The sequence below is a fragment of the Magnetococcales bacterium genome, assembly GCA_015228815.1.
Classification (GTDB): domain Bacteria; phylum Pseudomonadota; class Magnetococcia; order Magnetococcales; family UBA8363; genus UBA8363.
In genome coordinates, this window is the sequence record JADGCV010000063.1 from 1 (window position 1) to 16,680 (window position 16,680).

A 16,680-nucleotide genomic window follows, 5' to 3' on the forward strand; every position below is an offset into this window, starting at 1 on the left:
CCCCCCCCGCCCTGTGCCGCGCAGTACAAACCCTGGGCGACCTCGATGACGGTTTCACACAGGCGATGGAACGGGTGCGGCAGGAACGGGGACGGACCGGACTCTGGAATCCGGCGGGCCTCGACCGCTGGCTCCAGTTCATGACCCCATCACCGCTCGATTCATCACAACAGCAGCGGCTCATCGAGACTGCGGTCCTTGGCGCAACCAGCCCCTGGTGGGAATATCTGGGGCGGCTGGAACGCTTTGCGGAAGGGACGGGTCATGTCGAGGTCCCACCCGTTTTTCCCGAGGATCGGGAATTGTCCGTTTGGGTCGAAAACCAACGCAAGGCCCATGCTCGGGGAGGGCTTGACGCCGACCGGGTTGCCCGTCTTGACCGGCTCGGATTCGTCTGGGATCCGAAGATGGCGGCCTGGGAGCGGATGTTGGCCAACCTGCGCCGCTTTCATGCCCGCTTCGGCCATTGCCGGGTGGAACACCCCTTTCCCGAGGATGGGTCACTGTCGCAATGGGTCGCGCGGCAACGGCGGGATTACCAACAACAACGCCTCGACCCCAGCCAGATTCAACGGCTTCAATCCCTGGACTTCACCTGGGATCCGGATGCCTGGGAATGGGACCATTTTCTTGGCAGGCTGTCGCGATTCAGGATGGCGACCCGACACGCCTGGATCACCGATCCCTTTCCACGGGATCCGGAACTGGGGGCCTGGGCCGCCCGGCAACGGACACTGCGGCGCAAGGGACGACTGGATGACGACCGAAAGCGGCAACTGGACGCGCTGGGCTTCGTCTGGGACCTGGAGGCGGCGGACTGGGAGGACCATTTTCGACAATTGACCCTGTTTCGCCGTCTCTACGGCCATGCCCAGGTCGAGGACCGGGATGCGCGCCATCCGCAACTGGCCCGTTGGTGCGCCGAACAACGGCTCCTCTGGCAAAAAGATCAACTGAACCCGGAACGACAACGCCTGCTCGACGACATCGGATTTGTCCAGGACCTGGAAGAGGCCCATTGGCAGTCCACGTTTGCCCGGTTGAAAGATTTTCAATGCCGGCACGGCCACCTTGTCATCGACCCAGCCAATCCCCGGACCACGGGGCTTGTCGCCTTCATCGAGGAGCAGCGACAGGCCCGGGCCAAAAACCGTCTCCACCCCCGCCGCATCGATCGCCTCAACGCCCTGGGATTCATCTGGTCGGCGCGGGAGGAACGATGGGAAACCCTTTTCGATCGATTCCTCGCCTTCAAACGACACCATCTGCACGGCAACGTCCCGGAACGTCTGCCGGAAGACCCCGACCTGCCCCTCTGGGTTGCCGAACAACGTCGAGACGCCCGGCGCGGGGCGATGGACGCGGACCGGCACGCCCGTCTGACCATGGCGGGGTTCATCTGGGACCCGGAAACGTGGTACTGGGAGCGCATGTTCGAGCTGTTCGCCCGTCATCAACGCCATCATGGTGACGAAGATCCCGCCAAGGTCGATGCCAAACTTGCCACCCTCGGCGACTGGATGACCAGCCAACGTCGCATGAAGGGTTCGGGACGCATCGACAAGGAACGGATCCAGCGCCTCGATGCCCTGGGCTTCGTGTGGGATCCCGAGGCCCGCTTCGATCAGGACATGGCCAATGCCTTGAAAAAATTTATCGCTGAACAGGGGCATTGCAACATTCCCCCCGACTGGAACCGTCCGGCGACGCTCCCCTCCTGGGTGCGGCGGGTCCGGCTGCGCCATGCGGGCGGGACGATCGAGCAAACGTTGCGGGAACGACTCGACCGGATGGGATTTGTCTGGGATGCCCGCGAGGCGGCCTGGGAGGAAATGTTCGTCGCCCTCGAAACGTTTGTCCGTGAACGCCATCATTGCATCGTTCCCGATCCGTTTCCGGAGAATCCCAGGCTGTCGCAATGGGTGGTCGGCCTGCGCAAACGGTATCGCGGCGGCACCCTGGAGCAGGAAAAGATTGCTCGACTCGACCCGTTGGGGTTCGTCTGGGACGCCAAGGCGGTCTTCTGGGAAGAAATGTTCGCAGCCCTGACCGCCTTTCACGATCGGTTCGGCCATTGCCTGGTGCTTGAGAACGATACGGAACATTCCAAACTTTCCTGGTGGGTCGCGGCACAACGCAAGGCACGCGCCGGGGGACAACTGGACCAGTCCCGGATCGAACGCCTCGACCGGTTGCACTTCGTCTGGGATGAGCATGCGGCCCAATGGCTCGGAATGTATCGAGAACTGTTCTTTTTTCATCAACGTTTCGGCCACAGCCTGGTCCCCTCGGACACCCCCGAGCATGTCCGGTTGCAGGAATGGTGCGCCCGGCAACGCAAGGCGCGGTCCCTTGGACACCTGGAACAGGAAAAACAGGACCGCCTGGCCCTCCTTGATTTCATCTGGGATCCCAGGGAGGTCATCGTTGAAGAGATGCTGGCCCATCTGAAGCGATTCCGGGATCGGTTTGGCCATGGCAACGTCCCGGTGTCATGGCCGGAAAATCCGCAACTTGGCCTTTGGCTCCAGTTCCAAAGACAATCGCGACTCAAGGGAACCCTGGACAAGCGGCGCCGGGAACGGCTGGATGCGTTGGGCGTGAACTGGAATGTGGACGAAGGGATACCGCCGTGAAGGCCGCCCAGGGAAGACAATCCCCTGCCGGCAACTCTATGGCCGGTCCCTCATTGATGATATGATTGCCCCCATGAAATTATTCTGTCCGGCAACGCGGCACCGACTTCGAATCATGGAGAAGAGGATGACACAAAAACATGTTCTGATCACAGGTGGATTGGGCGGCATCGGCACGGCGATCGTCAAGTATTTCGCCCGGGCGGGATACAAGACCGCGGCAACCTATGCCTCCTTCGAAAAAGACAAAGTCAAACCCTGGATGGAAATGATCGAAAAGGAGGTGTTGGAGGTCCATCTGTTCGAGGTGGACGTGGCGGACTTCGAGTCATGCCACGCCCTGTCACACAAGGTCGCGGCGGAATTCGGCGCCGTGGACATCCTGGTCAATTGCGCCGGCATCATCCGCGACTCGGTCTTCAAGAAGATGCCCTACGAAAACTGGGACCAGGTGCTCAAGGTCAACCTGTACAGCGTGTTCAACGTCACGCGCCACTTTTTCGAGGCCATGTTGATCCGCAAATGGGGCCGGGTGATCAACATCACCTCGGTCAACGGTCAGAAAGGACAGTTCGGACAGGCCAACTATTCCGCCACCAAGGCCGGCGTCCACGGCCTGACCATGGCCCTGGCCCAGGAAGGAGCCAAACATGGCGTGACGGTCAATTCGGTCGCCCCGGGCTACACCGCCACCGAAATGATGCTTCAGGTTCCCGAATCGGTCCTCGACGACATCAAGAAACACATTCCCATGGGTCGTCTCGCCCGTCCCGAGGAAATCGCCGCATCGGTTCTGTTTCTGGCATCGGACGACGCCGCCTTCATCACCGGGGTCAACCTGGATGTCAACGGCGGACAGTGGATGCATCACTGAGCCATTGACACGCCATTTCGTCGATTGCGGTCCCGTTTGACTCGTCCCGGAAAGGGGGTCATCCCTTCCCGGGACGATCGTTTTGCGACTTCGTCAACGCCCTCTCCCGAATGATCGTTTTCATTGAGTAGGTTCCATTGCATTTTTAAACCCTCCAAGATATTTTCCATCGTCAAATGGAATTCCCGCACTTCACTGGAGGTCAAACATGTATCCGATTTTATCGTTAAAAAGATTGTTCGTCGTATTCCTGGGGGCCGCCTGGCTTGCGCTTCCGGGGCCTGTCCTGGCCGCCACGGCCATCGAGGGAACGTTGCTGGCCGAACGCGATTGCGAGGCGTTCGTTTCCAAGAACAACCGAACCAACCCCGACGATCTGCGCCTTGTTCCGCGGCAGTCCTACGCGGCGTTCGAGGTGAACAAACCAACGGAATTCGACTGGATTCGGGTACGGGTGGAAAACGCCGCGGTCCCGGAACGTTGGGTGGAAACCTCCTGCGGTACACTGGAACTGAAAACAAAACGCGCCGTGGACCCCGCCGCCGAAGACCAGGGAGAGGACGAAACCATCAGCGGAAGCTGTCCCGCCACGGACTGCAACCGACCGAATCAGGAAGACAGTTTCGTCCTGGCCTTGAGCTGGCAGCCCGCCTTTTGCCAGACGCAGGCCGGAATGAAAAAACCGGAATGTCAAAACCCAACCCCAGGGTCAAGTCCCAGGGACCGTTTCACGCTCCATGGCCTGTGGCCCAACCGCAAAAGCTGCGGCACCCATTATGGCTATTGTGGTTCCGTGTGCAATGCGCCGAAGAAAACAGGCGGCAACTGGATGTGTCAACTCCCCGCCCTGACGTTGAAACCGGAGGTCCACGATAGCCTGTCCGCAGTCATGCCGAGCATGGAACATCAATCCTGCCTCGAACGCCATGAATGGTTCAAACATGGTACCTGCTCCGGGTTGTCGATCGATGACTATTTTACGCTGGCGGCCCGCATGACCGACATGTTCAACGATGCCGGAATCGCCGCCTTCATGGCCCAGTGCCCGGGAACAACGGTTTCGGAGGAGAATTTTCTGCGGGTCATCGACCAGCATCTTGGACAGGGATCCAGCCGCAAGGTGCGTCTTTCCTGTCAAAACGGCAATCTTGTCGAAGTGCAGATTCTCCTGCCACCGGACTTGAGCAACGTCACCGCCCTCGGAGATGAAATGGCCCGCGTCAAACCAGGTTTCGCCTCCAACTGCGGTGGAACATTCAAGGTTGTATCACCTTCGCGTCCCTGACCCCCGGATCACGTGCCCCCCACGCCCGGGAAACACACAAAGTTTCCCGGGTACACCTTGACCGACGTTTTGGATCAGTGGATTCATTTCATCAAGTGTGCCGGGACGCTGGAGACCATCCCCGACACGATACGGGAGGAACCGATCCGCCACGCCTTCGAAAAGGCCAGGGTGGCCAACATGACGGCGGAGGAATTCGAACTTTACGAAAAAGCGGGCATGGCCATCGCCGACGCCCAGGGGGCGGTTCAGTTGGCGCGGGAAGAAGGATGGCAAAAAGGACGACAGGACGGATGGCAGGACGGACGCCAGGCGGAAGCGGTCGCCGTGCTGCGGCGCTTGTTGTCCCGCCGTTTCGGAAGGTTGCCCGAAAGGGTCTCGGACACAGTAGCCCAGGCCGATCTTCCAACCCTGGAAACCTGGACGGACCGGGTGCTGGATGCCCGGTCCCTGAACGATGTGTTTGGCGGATGAACAAGAAGGCGATGGGGCTTCTTACCGCGTTCAGAGTCAAAGTACGGATTCTCCTTCCACTACAGTGCGATCCCCCTGGTTTCCAGGCAGGTCCGGCCTGCCCAGGAGGACGTTCGCGGTTACTCTGGAAGGACAGGTAAACGTACAACAGGAGGTTGCGATGACCGTCCTTCCCGAAATGTTTCCCGTGTCCGACCTGCGCCAAGATACCGCAACCACCCTCAAGCGGCTGGAGCACTCCCGCGCCCCCATCGTCATCACCCAGAGGGGACACACCTCTGCCGTGCCGATGAACGTCAAGCCCCATGAACGATCCGAAGAGGAACGGCAACTCCTGCCACGGTTGCTGAACGCTGAAGAAGAAATTCAAAAAGGTGAAGGTCATGACCTGGATGAGGTCATGGCCCAATCCAGGGATCTTTTGGAATCCAAATCAGAATGAAGGTCCGCTTCACTTCCTCCCTCCCGGGAAACACCCGAAGTTTCCCGAACGCACCTTCGTGACCCCAGATCCCTGACCGACACGGAACCCAACAAACTTTCGCGAAGAGCCTCCTTCCCGGCTCCATCCACAATCGTTTCTCTGAATGGCAAAACACCATAACATATCTGTTCTGAGTGTGCTGGCGCGTTTTTCGACAAGTTTCAAAAGTGATGAAAATAATGGCATCTGGTACACTCATGAACCAGCGCATTTCTTGTCGCATCGGGCCGTGAACAAAATGGGGCATTCTGTTCACCATGTCAAGAAGAAATCAGGATTCCCGATAAACATCATCACACACAAGTTATAGATTTCTTGTCCCTGGAAAATTTTGTCCAGGCAATCTCTGCGATCCAATGGGGAATAAATAATGTCGTTTTTGTATGACCATGAAGGAAACCGTAAATATCTGACCATTGCCGAGCGCACGGCCTTTTTGCAGGCTGCGTCCAGCATGTCCCAGGAGGTTTATACGCTGTGCGCCGTTCTTGCCTACAGCGGCGCCAGACTTTCCGAGGTACTGGCTCTGACGCCCGAACGAATCGACATGCACGCACGCCTTCTGCTGATCGAAAGTCTCAAGAAAAGACGCGAAGGAGTGTTCAGGGCCGTGCCGATTCCCAGCCAGTTGATCACCGATCTGGAGCGCGTCCACCATGTATCTTCCGCACGCAATGATCCTACCGCCAACAAGGGCCGTCTTTGGAATTTCTGCCGCACCACGGCATGGAAACGGGTAAAGACGTGCATGGACAAGGCGGGAATTTCCGGATTGCAGGCCAGTCCGAAAGGTTTGCGACACGCCTTCGCCGTCGCTTCCCTGCAATCCGGAGTGCCCATCAATTTTGTTCGCAAATGGCTTGGACATTCGCGCCTTTCCACGACCGAAATCTATGCCGACGCGGTTGGCGAGGAGGAGCAACATATCGCCGGTCGTCTGTGGGGAACGTTTTGACCGGGTTGCGCTGAACAGAATGCCCCATTTTGTTCACGGCCCGATGCGACAAGAAATGCGCTGGTTCATGAGTGTACCAGATGCCATTATTTTCATCACTTTTGAAACTTGTCGAAAAACGCGCCAGCACACTTCGGACATCGCGAAATTTTTTGACAATTCGGACGAGGTTATCGACTCCAATCATTTGCAAGAATCCGAAGTAAAGAAAAACCCTTGATCGATGCCGGAAAGATTGGCATGGTTCCGTGAATTACCCGACAGGCGATTCAGACCTGAAACAAGGGGTTATTCAAAACGATAAAGACTGTGCGAACCGCAAAGGGGGAATCATGAACGACATGAAGCTTGGCGCAAAACTCGGCCTGGGTTTTGGGATTGTTCTTATATTGTTGTTTCTGGTAACGCTGGCTTCCTGGAGCACGATCGAAACCTACAAGGTCAACGGTCCGGTCTATCAACGGATCATACAGGGCAAGGATCTGCTGGCGGACATACTCCCCCCCCCGCTCTACATCCTGGAATCCTGGGAAACCGTCCAGGAAATGAACAACATAACCACCAGGGAAGAACTTGCCAAACACGGTCAGACACTGACACGGCTGAAAAAAGAGTATGACACGCGCCATGACTATTGGTCGAAGGAATCGTTGGAGCCGGAACTTTCATCCTTGATGGAACAGGCACACAAACCAGTGGCATCCTTCTTCACCATGGCCCAGGGGACGTTCATGGAACAGGCCCAGGCCGGCGATCGGGAAAAGATGTCGGCGGCCATGGCGCAAATGAAAACCCTCTATGACACGCATCGTCAGGGGATCGATGCCCTGGTTGCCTATGCCATCCGGCGTAGCGCACTGGCGGAGGAAGAGGCGGGTCGGGGGATTGTCATGGCCGTCACCACGATCATTGCCGGCAGCGCGGTCGCCCTGTTGCTGGGATTGTTCGTCGCCTTCCTGTTTTCCCGCATCATCGTCAGGCAGGTGGGCGGAGAACCGCCGATCATCGCCGCCTTGGCAACCCAGGTGGCGGAAGGGAACTTGACCATGTCCTTCGACACTTCCCGTCCGGCGACCGGGATCTATCTGGCCATTCAGCAGATGGTGGAACGGTTACGCAAGGTGATCGGCGAAGTTTCCGTGGCTGCCGAACAGGTTGCCGTCAGCAGCCACGCGATCGCGGATTCGGCGCAAAACCTGTCCCAGGGGGCGACCGTTCAGACACTGTCCCTGGAAACCAGCACGACAGCCATTTCCGCCATGGCCGGGAGTTGTCAACTCAATACCGACAGTTCCAACACGACGCAGACCCTCGCCACGAAAGCCTCACGGGACGCAGCCCAGGGGGGCGAGGCGGTCAATCAGGCGGTCCTGGCCATGAAGGAGATCGCCTCCAAGATCAGTATCATCGAAGACATCGCCCGCCAGACCAACCTGTTGGCATTGAATGCCGCCATCGAGGCGGCACGTGCCGGTGAACACGGAAAGGGGTTCGCCGTCGTGGCCGCCGAGGTCAGAAAACTGGCCGAGCGCAGTCAGATCGCGGCGGGAGAAATCAGCCATCTGTCCGCCTCCAGTGTCGATGTGGCCGAACAGGCGGGTTCGATCATCGGCAAGTTGGTGCCAGACATCCAGGAAACAGCCAATCGCATCCAGGATATCGCCGATTGCAGCCGTCAACAACGCGAGGGCATCGATCAGATCGGCCAGTCGATCCGACAACTGGATCAGGTGGTGCATCAAAACGCCACCGCCGCCGAAGAATTGGCGGCAACGGCGGAAGAATTGAACGCCCAGGCCGGCGGCATGAGTCAATCCATCGCCTATTTCAATTTCGGCTCCTCCAGGGTCCCGGCCCGCCCCGAACAAACCCGAATGCCTCTGCCTGGTAAACGCCCACAGGCGGGACCGTCGCAAAAATTCGCGCCAAAAATGATCCCCGCCCCCGGTACACAATCCGGCATGGCGTGCGCGAAAATGGAAAACCATCCGAATGACGAATTTGTCACATTCTAGGAAGGGGTATCATTCAAGAAAACAGAGGGGTCCGGGAAGGGGGTTCCCCTTCCCGGTGGCGTTGGGAATCAATCCCAAAGGAAACAACACCATGAGCATATGACACTCCCATCCATGAATGAGCAATCGTTTGTCCGTTTATTACAACGACGACATGTTATTATTACATCTCTTTCCACATCTATAATAATGTTTTAATATTTCCATGATCACCCATTTTTCACACCATAAATATCGCATTAAATTATTATTCTGTTTTCATAAACGGACGCTTGATTACCCGTGGATGGTTCATGTATTCTTTGAAAAATAAACATATAGCCTTGTACATCGTAAATACGTACACCATCGGGCATGCCTGTTCTGGTTTTTTACTTATCTTTTTGGCTTTTTCCGATTTTCCCTGTCAGTCCGCTCCACGGGATTATTGATATGATTATTATCGGTCAATATAAAATTACCATTATATGACTCATCGGAATCATTAAAAACAAAGACAACATGTGAAACCTGGGAGCGTCCCATGACAATCGAGAACGATGGATCCATCTCCGAAAAGCTCGATTCCCTTTTGTCGCAGATCGATGCCTATCAGGACCGGTTCTCTGTTTTCGAGAACCACCTGAGTTCGATCTGCAAACGATTCAACGCCCTTATCGGCATCAAGGATGTGGAGCATCTTGAGTTCATGGAGCGGCTTGCCGAAAGCGGTCGGAAGCAGCAACAGCTTGAAAACGAACTCGAACGCTCCAAGCTGATCACCGCCGCCCTGACCAGTTGCAACAAGGCCCTGGTCTATGCCGACACCGAGGAACAATTTCTGACCCAGGTGTGCGATTTCATCGTCAAGAGCGGTGGATTTTGCATGGTCTGGATCGGTTATGCCATCGACGATGAACAAAAAACGATCCAGCCCATGGCATCGAGCGGCTTCGATACCGGCTATGTCGAACAACTGCAACTGACCTGGTCCGATTCCCCGATTGGCCAGGGACCGACCGGACGGGCCATACGCAACCGCAAGCCGGAGCTTTCCCGGAACATCATCACCGACGAACATTTCGAACCCTGGCGCTTCGAGGCCATGAAAAGGGGATTTGCTTCAAGCCTGTCCCTGCCGCTGATTCTCCCCAATGACCAGGTCCTGGGGGCATTGAACCTCTATTCACGGGAGGTCGATTATTTTTCCGACGACGAGATTCACATTTTATTCACGATGTCGCGGGACATTGCCTTTGGCATTCAGTCGCAGCGCGATCTCAAGAAAAACCGCGAACTGGCCATCAAGAACCAACGGGACTACAAGTCGCGGATTGCCATCTCGGCGTTGCTGGAGACCTCCCTTCAGGCCATTTCGCTGCAACAACAACTGGAAGCGGCGATGGACCTCATCATTTCGGTCCCGTGGCTGACCATCGAATCCCGTGGAAGCATTTTCCTGGCCGACGAGGCCAACAGAAAACTGACCCTCGCCGTCCAGAGAAATCTTTCCGTGCCGCTCCTGGAACTCTGCCGGCAGATCGATTATGGCTATTGTCTCTGCGGCAGGGCGGCCCAGGATCGGGCTGTGGTTTTCGCCCCCTGCATCGACGAACGCCATGACGTTTCGTTCCCCGGAATCAAGCCTCATGGTCATTTCTGTGTCCCCATCGAATCGCTCGGCAAACTCCTGGGCGTCCTCAACCTCTATGTCGCCCATGGTCACGATCGCGACGCCGACGAAGAACAATTCCTGGTCACGTTCGCCAACACCCTGGCCGGAATCATCGAAAGAAAACGCGCCGAGGAACAGATTCGCAAAATGGCCCGCACCGATTCCCTGACGCAGTTGCCCAACCGGGCTGCGTTCATGGAACGACTCAATCATGAAATCGTCCGCGCCAAGCGTCAAAACGAGCTGCTCGCCATCCTCTTCATCGATCTCGATGGCTTCAAGAAGGTCAACGACAACCATGGCCACCAGATTGGCGACGAACTGCTCACGCATGTCGGAAAAAGAATCGGCCAATGTCTGCGGGAAAGCGATGTCATCGGTCGGTTGGGGGGGGACGAGTTCTGTCTGATCCTGCCCAACATCACCTCGCCCGACGATTCGATCAAGGTCGCGGGGAAAATCATCCTGTCGGTCAACCAGCCCTACTTTCTCAAAGGAACCGAGGTCCATGTCGGGTCAAGCATCGGCATCAGCCTCTATCCCGCCCATGGAACCGATGCCGAATCCCTGTTGCGCAAGGCAGATCTGTCGCTTTACGCCGTCAAACAATGCGGACGAAATCATTGTCAGGTCTACCGGCCCGAATTCGAGGAGATCATGCAATAGGCGAAACGTTTTACCCACAGGGCATCCTGTCCATGGCAGGGGGTGGGGGGAACGCATCCTGAAGGATTATTATTTTGACTTTTCGCCCGCAGAGCATCATGTTCGAATCCCATTCGAACATCCTTGCAACCGCGTTTTCCTCGAACCTGAAAAACCACCATGAAGGAACACCTCTTCATCTCCGCCGCCGCCGTTCTGGCTCTGTTTGTCTACCATGCGCGTCTTTTCTATCTCCTCAAGAGACACCCCGACCGCACTTCAATCGGGTTGTCCAACCATATGCGTACCCTCTGGGTCGAACGTATCATGACCGAACACAAGGATGTCCTGGCAGTGCAGACGCTGCGCAATCTGACCATGGCCGCGACCTTTCTGGCATCGACGGCGATCATGATCGATCTTTGGCTGATGAATGCCATCCTTGGCGATCCGTCACGGGAAAATACACTCGCTATTTTACAAGCACCCGGTTTCGGCGCCGATAAACTCTGGATCTACCAATTGATCCTCCTGACGATCACTTTCATGTTCTGCTTCGCCAACTTCATGCTGTCGGTCCGGTATTACAATCTGGTCGCCATTTTCATCAATGTGTCGTTGTCGAAAAGAAATTTCCGCTATCTTCAAAGGCCGGGATTTTTCATCGACATGAGCCGCCTGCCCAAGGTGGACAACGGAGTGCTTCTGGTGGCCGAAACCTTCAACCGTGGCGCAGCCCATTACACCCTCGGGATGCGGGGCTATTATCTGGTCCTTCCCTTTTCGCTCTGGCTGTTCGGCGAATGGTGGTTCCTCTTCGGCACCTTGTTGATGCTGTTGGTGTTGCGACGGGTTGACAGTGCGGAATGATTCCACCCCGTGGTCCCCAGAGCAAAAACCGAGATGATTGTCAGACCACCAAACAATATTCCCTCCAGGTTTCATTGGCCAAAGCGTATCGATTCCATATAAAGCGTTTCAGGAGCAATATCGATTTCTCCCGGCCAAACGACCGTACCACCACGGACATAAGCAGCCTGGAACAGCCTGAGGTCTTTCAGCTTGCGGAACACCCCGATATCCAGGTAGGGAGACATGTCAAACACTCTTCTTTCCTGATTCTCAAATTCAAGAATGAGTTGGTAATTTTTTCGCGCTTCAACATGAATGACATCAAGCAGCATGGAACCCTCAACGAAGGGGCGCGATTTTGAAAAGCAGCTCACAGCCCGAGGCAAGTTCCCAGTCCGCCATGAGTTCTTCACGATTTTCCAGATCGGTAATAAATAATAGTTTTATAAAAACACTTTTTCCTTAGACGTTTTCCCCCGAATTCTCGATCTACAGGATAATCCCCACCACGGCGCCAGTCATGCAGGTAGCCAAGGTACCGGCGATAATCGACCGGAACCCCAGCGCAACCACCTCATCCTTGCGCCCGGGGACCATCGCCCCGAGGCCGCCGATCATGATCCCCAAACTGCCCATGTTGGCAAAGCCGCACAGGGCATACATCATGATGATGCGACTTTTCTGCCCCATTTGTTCCTGGGGGATGTTCACCAGGTCCATGTAGGCGATAAATTCATTAAGAATCGTCTTGGTCCCCAACAGGGAGCCTGCAACCTGGGCCTCCTGCCAGCCGATCCCCATCAACCAGGCAACCGGCGCCATGAGCCATCCCAGAATCTTCTGCAAGGTCAGAGGGTCCCCCTCCATGCCGGCCCATCCCGCCACACTCGCCAATCCCTGATTCACCAGGGACACCAACGCCACCAACACCATGAGCATGGCGATGATGTTGAGCAACAACGTCACCCCTTCAGTCGTCCCCCGAACGATGGCATCCATCGCCCCCGTGGCCTGGGACGGGGGCATGTCGCCGCCAAGGGTCGGCGATCCCGACTCGGGGACCATGATCCGGGAGACCATCAAGGCCGCCGGAGCGCTGATGATCGAGGCGGTCAGGACATGGCCCATGGCATCGGGAATGACCGGATCGAGGATGGCCGCATACAGCACCATCATGGTTCCGGCGATCGTCGCCATCCCGGCGGTCATCACCGCGAACAGTTCCGAGCGGGTCATGATCGCCAAGTATGGACGAATGGCCAGAGGCGCTTCCACCATCCCGACGAACACATTCATCGCCGTCGCCAGCCCGACTGCACCGCCAACGCCCATCCCCTTTTCCAGGACCGCCGAAATGCCCCGCACCACCCAGGGGAGAATCCGCCAATGATACAGCAGGGCCGAAAGGGCGCTCACCAACAGCACCAGAGGCAGCGCCTGAAAAGCCAGGATGAAGGTCGTCCCCCCCTCCCCCTTGGCAAAAGGGGCCCCCCCGCCACCCAGATAACCAAACACGAAAGAGGTCCCTTGTTCCATGGCCCGTTGCAAGGCGATCACCAGATCGTTGAGCCAAAGAAACACCGAACGGACCGGGGGCAACTTCAGCAACACAAGGCCCAGCCCCAATTGAAGCACAAGCCCCATCACCGCCACCCGCCATGGAAAATTCCGTCGATTTTCGCTGGCAAGCCAAGCGAGAAAGATCAATCCCATCAAACCGATCAAACCATGAATCATCGCCGCGTCTTTCTTTTTTTCACTTCCCTCAAGTTGGCACTCGCCAACCGCCCCTCCCCTTCCGCCGCCATCCGGGACATAAATTCCTCAAACTCCGCCACCGGCAACGGACGGCTGAAATGGTATCCCTGAATGACATCGCATTCCTGACGCACCAGAAAATCAAGTTGTTCCGGCGTCTCCACCCCTTCCGCCACCACCGCCAGACCCAGGCTGTGGGCCAGGCCGATGATGGTCTGGACGATGGTGGCATCGTCGGAATCCTCGACGCAGTTGCGCACGAAGGAGCGGTCGATCTTCAGGGTATCGATGGGAAAACGCCTGAGATAACTCAAGGATGAAAACCCGGTGCCGAAATCGTCGATGGCCAGGGGAATCTTCTCTCCCGAAAGGGCCATGAGTTTGGCGTAGGTCTCCTCGACATCGCCCATGGCGATGGTTTCGGTCAGTTCGAGTTCCAACCATCCCGATTCCACCCCCGATTCACGGATGACCTGGAGGACATGTTCGGAAAAATCGGGTTGCCGGAACTGGATTCCCGAAAGGTTCACCGCCACTACAAGGGGTGCGAATCCCTTGCCTCGCCACGCGACCATCTGGTGGCAGGCGGTACGCAACGCCCACTGGCCGATGGGAACGATCAATCCGGTTTCCTCGGCCAGGGGAATGAACTCGCCGGGGGCGATCATCCCCTGCCGCGGATGGCGCCAGCGGATCAGGGCCTCGGCGCCGACCAGGTCTCCGGAACGGGCATCGATCTGGGGTTGATAGAAGAGGGTGAACTCATCCTTCTCCAGGGCAGTGCGCAGACTGCTCTCCATGAGCATGCGCGCCATGGTGGCGATGTTCAAATCGTTGCGATAGAACTGGAAATTGTTCCGTCCCTGCTCCTTGGCATGGTACATGGCGGCATCGGCGTTGCGCAGCAGGGTCTTGACATCCGCCCCATCCAGCGGCGACACGCCGATACCAATGCTGGCGCCGATGACAAATTCCATGGTTTCGTCATTCTCGATCACAAACGGTTGCCCCAGGGCATCCAACAACATTTGCGCCGTCCTGGCCGCGTCGCGGGATTGATCGAGGTCGGGCAGAATAAACCCGAACGCATCCCCTCCCAGCCGGCCCATGGTGACATTTCGCGGCAACACCTTGCGCAACCGCCTGGAAACCCGGACCAGAAGTTGATCCCCCTTGTCATGGCCCAGGGTATCGTTGACCACCTTGAAACGGTCGATATCCAGAACCATCACCCCCAACCGGAAAGGGCGTTCCCGATTTTCCGCCAGGGCCAGGGCCAACCGTTCCTGAAAAAGATGGCGATTGGGAAGATCGGTCAAAAGGTCGTGCCCCGACAGATAGGCAAAGTTCGCTTCCGATTCGCGAAGAGCGGTCAGGTCGGAAAACAAACAGACATAACGTTCGATCCGCCCATCCGCCCCCAGAATGCTGCTGATCGTCACCCATTGTGGGATAATCGAGCCATCCTTGTGCCGATTGAGAAATTCTCCCTGCCACTTGCCGGTGGTCAACAGGGAATGCCAGAAGCCAGAGTAGAATTGTTCGTCGTGCCGTCCCGAACGCAAGAGGCGCATGTTGCGCCCGACGACCTCCGAGGGAAGATAGCCGGTGATCCGGGTGAAGGCAGGATTGACCGACAGTATGTTGGCCCGGGGATCGGTGACGACGATCCCTTCGGTCGTGTTGTCAAACACGCTGGCCGCCAGATTCTGCCGCCGTTCATGCTCGATTTCACGCAGCAGATGGGTGACACGGTTGCGCAGGATGGCCCAGTGAACCGGCTTGGTGATGAAATCGACCGCTCCCTGTTCGTAGGCGCGATCGACCGATTCGTCATCGTTCAGGGCGGTGATCATCAGGATGGGAATTCGTTGCGCCCCCTTTTTTTCCTTGATCCCGGCCAGGGTGGCAAAACCGTCCAGGCCCGGCATCCGGGCATCGAGCAGGATGACGTCGGGAAGGCGCCGGTCGAGTTCCGCCAGCGCCGCCGGTCCGCTTTCCAGTCGTACCGTGGCATAGCCCTGATTCTCCAGGAACCGGCTCAAGGTCAGCCGGGTCACGGCGTCATCATCCACCACATAAAAGAGGGGCTTTTTGTTCATCATCGTTCCATGGCCCGCTCCCTCCACCCCCGGGCATCGCAAAATAAGAAAAACAAACAATCCGTTAAACCCGGAGCATCAAGGGATCGCCCCCAGGGGGCCGGTTCCGATGGGAACTCCATCCACGGGGCTTTGGCGCTACAATTCCCGGCAGTGTACCATAATCGATGGACATGGCACCGCATCGAAATTCGCGCCAACACGCATTGCGACAAATATTCGAACGGCGGATCACCCTGGAAGATCTCTATAATATCCTATATCATGATCCGGTAATCGAACATCATCCTGACGACACTCCCCACCCAAACTGTCCGTGGTTGGGCAAGGATCGGCTGGGAAGACCCTTGCATGTTGTTGCCGTGAATAATGATGCCGAAGATCCAAAAATCATCATCACCGTTTATCACCCAAATCCGGATCTTTGGTTGTCCGATTGGACCACCCAGAGGAACAGTCCATGAAATGCACCGTTTCAAACACGGTGAGGCCCGACCTGGTACGGTCACCGTATCCCTGGATCGACAGAGGACAACCCTGGTGTTCCACGAGGTCCCTGCCCTGATCCGTGACAATCGCGGCGAGGCCTGTCACGAGGAAGCCATGACCCGGCAATGGTTGCAAAATGCAGAAGAAGCCGTGCATACAGGCGTCAAGATTGATATTCGACGGCATGCCATCGCATGACAACAATGGCGATGATTCATGCGTGGCTCCGATAAACGGTCGTCCCGAATGGTCGAGGCCATGACTCTTTCAAGCCAAATCATGGCCTTGTTTATTTTCGATGGCGATCAGGTCAAAGTTCAATTCCGAAGCGCCAACACCTCTTCCAGGGTCTGGGCATCCAAAACACGGTCGGTCCAGGTTTCAAGGATGATGTTCGATTACCGGATCATGATATAGGATATTATAGAGATCTTCCAGGGTGATCCGCCGTTCGAAT

At 56.7% G+C, this 16,680-nt stretch carries 14 protein-coding genes; 11 read left to right on the plus strand and 3 right to left on the minus strand.

The window, feature by feature from the left end; all coding sequences use genetic code 11:
- The 9 genes from HQL76_16925 to HQL76_16965 form a co-directional block, all read left to right on the plus strand.
- The coding region (locus HQL76_16925; GenBank protein ID MBF0110852.1) for a helicase associated domain-containing protein at positions 1 to 2,636 on the plus strand (2,636 nt) is incomplete at its 5' end.
- A gap of 127 nt (positions 2,637 to 2,763) precedes the next feature.
- Complete coding sequence (phbB, locus tag HQL76_16930; protein MBF0110853.1) at positions 2,764 to 3,510, plus strand: acetoacetyl-CoA reductase; 747 nt, start codon at positions 2,764 to 2,766, stop codon at positions 3,508 to 3,510.
- Between the two features lie 208 nt (positions 3,511 to 3,718).
- Positions 3,719 to 4,795: a ribonuclease T gene (locus tag HQL76_16935; GenBank protein ID MBF0110854.1), complete on the plus strand. Its 1,077-nt coding sequence runs from the start codon at positions 3,719 to 3,721 to the stop codon at positions 4,793 to 4,795.
- A gap of 57 nt (positions 4,796 to 4,852) precedes the next feature.
- Positions 4,853 to 5,269 (plus strand): DUF4351 domain-containing protein, encoded by a 417-nt coding sequence (locus tag HQL76_16940; protein MBF0110855.1) that lies wholly within the window; start codon positions 4,853 to 4,855, stop codon positions 5,267 to 5,269.
- A gap of 160 nt (positions 5,270 to 5,429) precedes the next feature.
- Positions 5,430 to 5,711, plus strand: coding sequence for a type II toxin-antitoxin system Phd/YefM family antitoxin (locus tag HQL76_16945; GenBank protein MBF0110856.1), 282 nt, complete (start codon positions 5,430 to 5,432; stop codon positions 5,709 to 5,711).
- A gap of 412 nt (positions 5,712 to 6,123) precedes the next feature.
- Positions 6,124 to 6,708: a site-specific integrase gene (locus HQL76_16950; protein ID MBF0110857.1), complete on the plus strand. Its 585-nt coding sequence runs from the start codon at positions 6,124 to 6,126 to the stop codon at positions 6,706 to 6,708.
- A gap of 332 nt (positions 6,709 to 7,040) precedes the next feature.
- Positions 7,041 to 8,723, plus strand: coding sequence for a methyl-accepting chemotaxis protein (locus tag HQL76_16955; GenBank protein MBF0110858.1), 1,683 nt, complete (start codon positions 7,041 to 7,043; stop codon positions 8,721 to 8,723).
- 523 nt (positions 8,724 to 9,246) lie between these two features.
- Positions 9,247 to 11,043: a diguanylate cyclase gene (locus HQL76_16960; GenBank protein MBF0110859.1), complete on the plus strand. Its 1,797-nt coding sequence runs from the start codon at positions 9,247 to 9,249 to the stop codon at positions 11,041 to 11,043.
- Positions 11,044 to 11,202: 159 nt separating this feature from the next.
- Entirely contained in the window at positions 11,203 to 11,892 is a 690-nt protein-coding gene (locus HQL76_16965; protein ID MBF0110860.1) for a DUF599 domain-containing protein, read from the plus strand.
- Between the two features lie 71 nt (positions 11,893 to 11,963).
- Here HQL76_16965 and HQL76_16970 read toward each other — a convergent pair whose 3' ends face one another.
- The 3 genes from HQL76_16970 to HQL76_16980 form a co-directional block, all read right to left on the minus strand.
- Positions 11,964 to 12,206, minus strand: coding sequence for a DUF2442 domain-containing protein (locus HQL76_16970; protein MBF0110861.1), 243 nt, complete (start codon positions 12,204 to 12,206; stop codon positions 11,964 to 11,966).
- A gap of 157 nt (positions 12,207 to 12,363) precedes the next feature.
- Positions 12,364 to 13,611 (minus strand): nucleoside:proton symporter, encoded by a 1,248-nt coding sequence (locus HQL76_16975; GenBank protein MBF0110862.1) that lies wholly within the window; start codon positions 13,609 to 13,611, stop codon positions 12,364 to 12,366.
- Positions 13,608 to 15,737, minus strand: coding sequence for an EAL domain-containing protein (locus tag HQL76_16980; protein MBF0110863.1), 2,130 nt, complete (start codon positions 15,735 to 15,737; stop codon positions 13,608 to 13,610). Before HQL76_16980 ends, HQL76_16975 begins: the two co-directional genes overlap by 4 nt.
- 170 nt (positions 15,738 to 15,907) lie before the next feature.
- On the opposite strand from HQL76_16980, the gene HQL76_16985 reads away from it, so the two are divergent.
- A complete protein-coding gene (locus HQL76_16985; GenBank protein ID MBF0110864.1) occupies positions 15,908 to 16,198 on the plus strand; it encodes a DUF4258 domain-containing protein in 291 nt (96 codons plus the stop codon).
- Position 16,199: 1 nt separating this feature from the next.
- Positions 16,200 to 16,421, plus strand: coding sequence for a hypothetical protein (locus HQL76_16990; GenBank protein MBF0110865.1), 222 nt, complete (start codon positions 16,200 to 16,202; stop codon positions 16,419 to 16,421).
- The last annotated feature ends 259 nt before the right edge of the window (positions 16,422 to 16,680 follow it).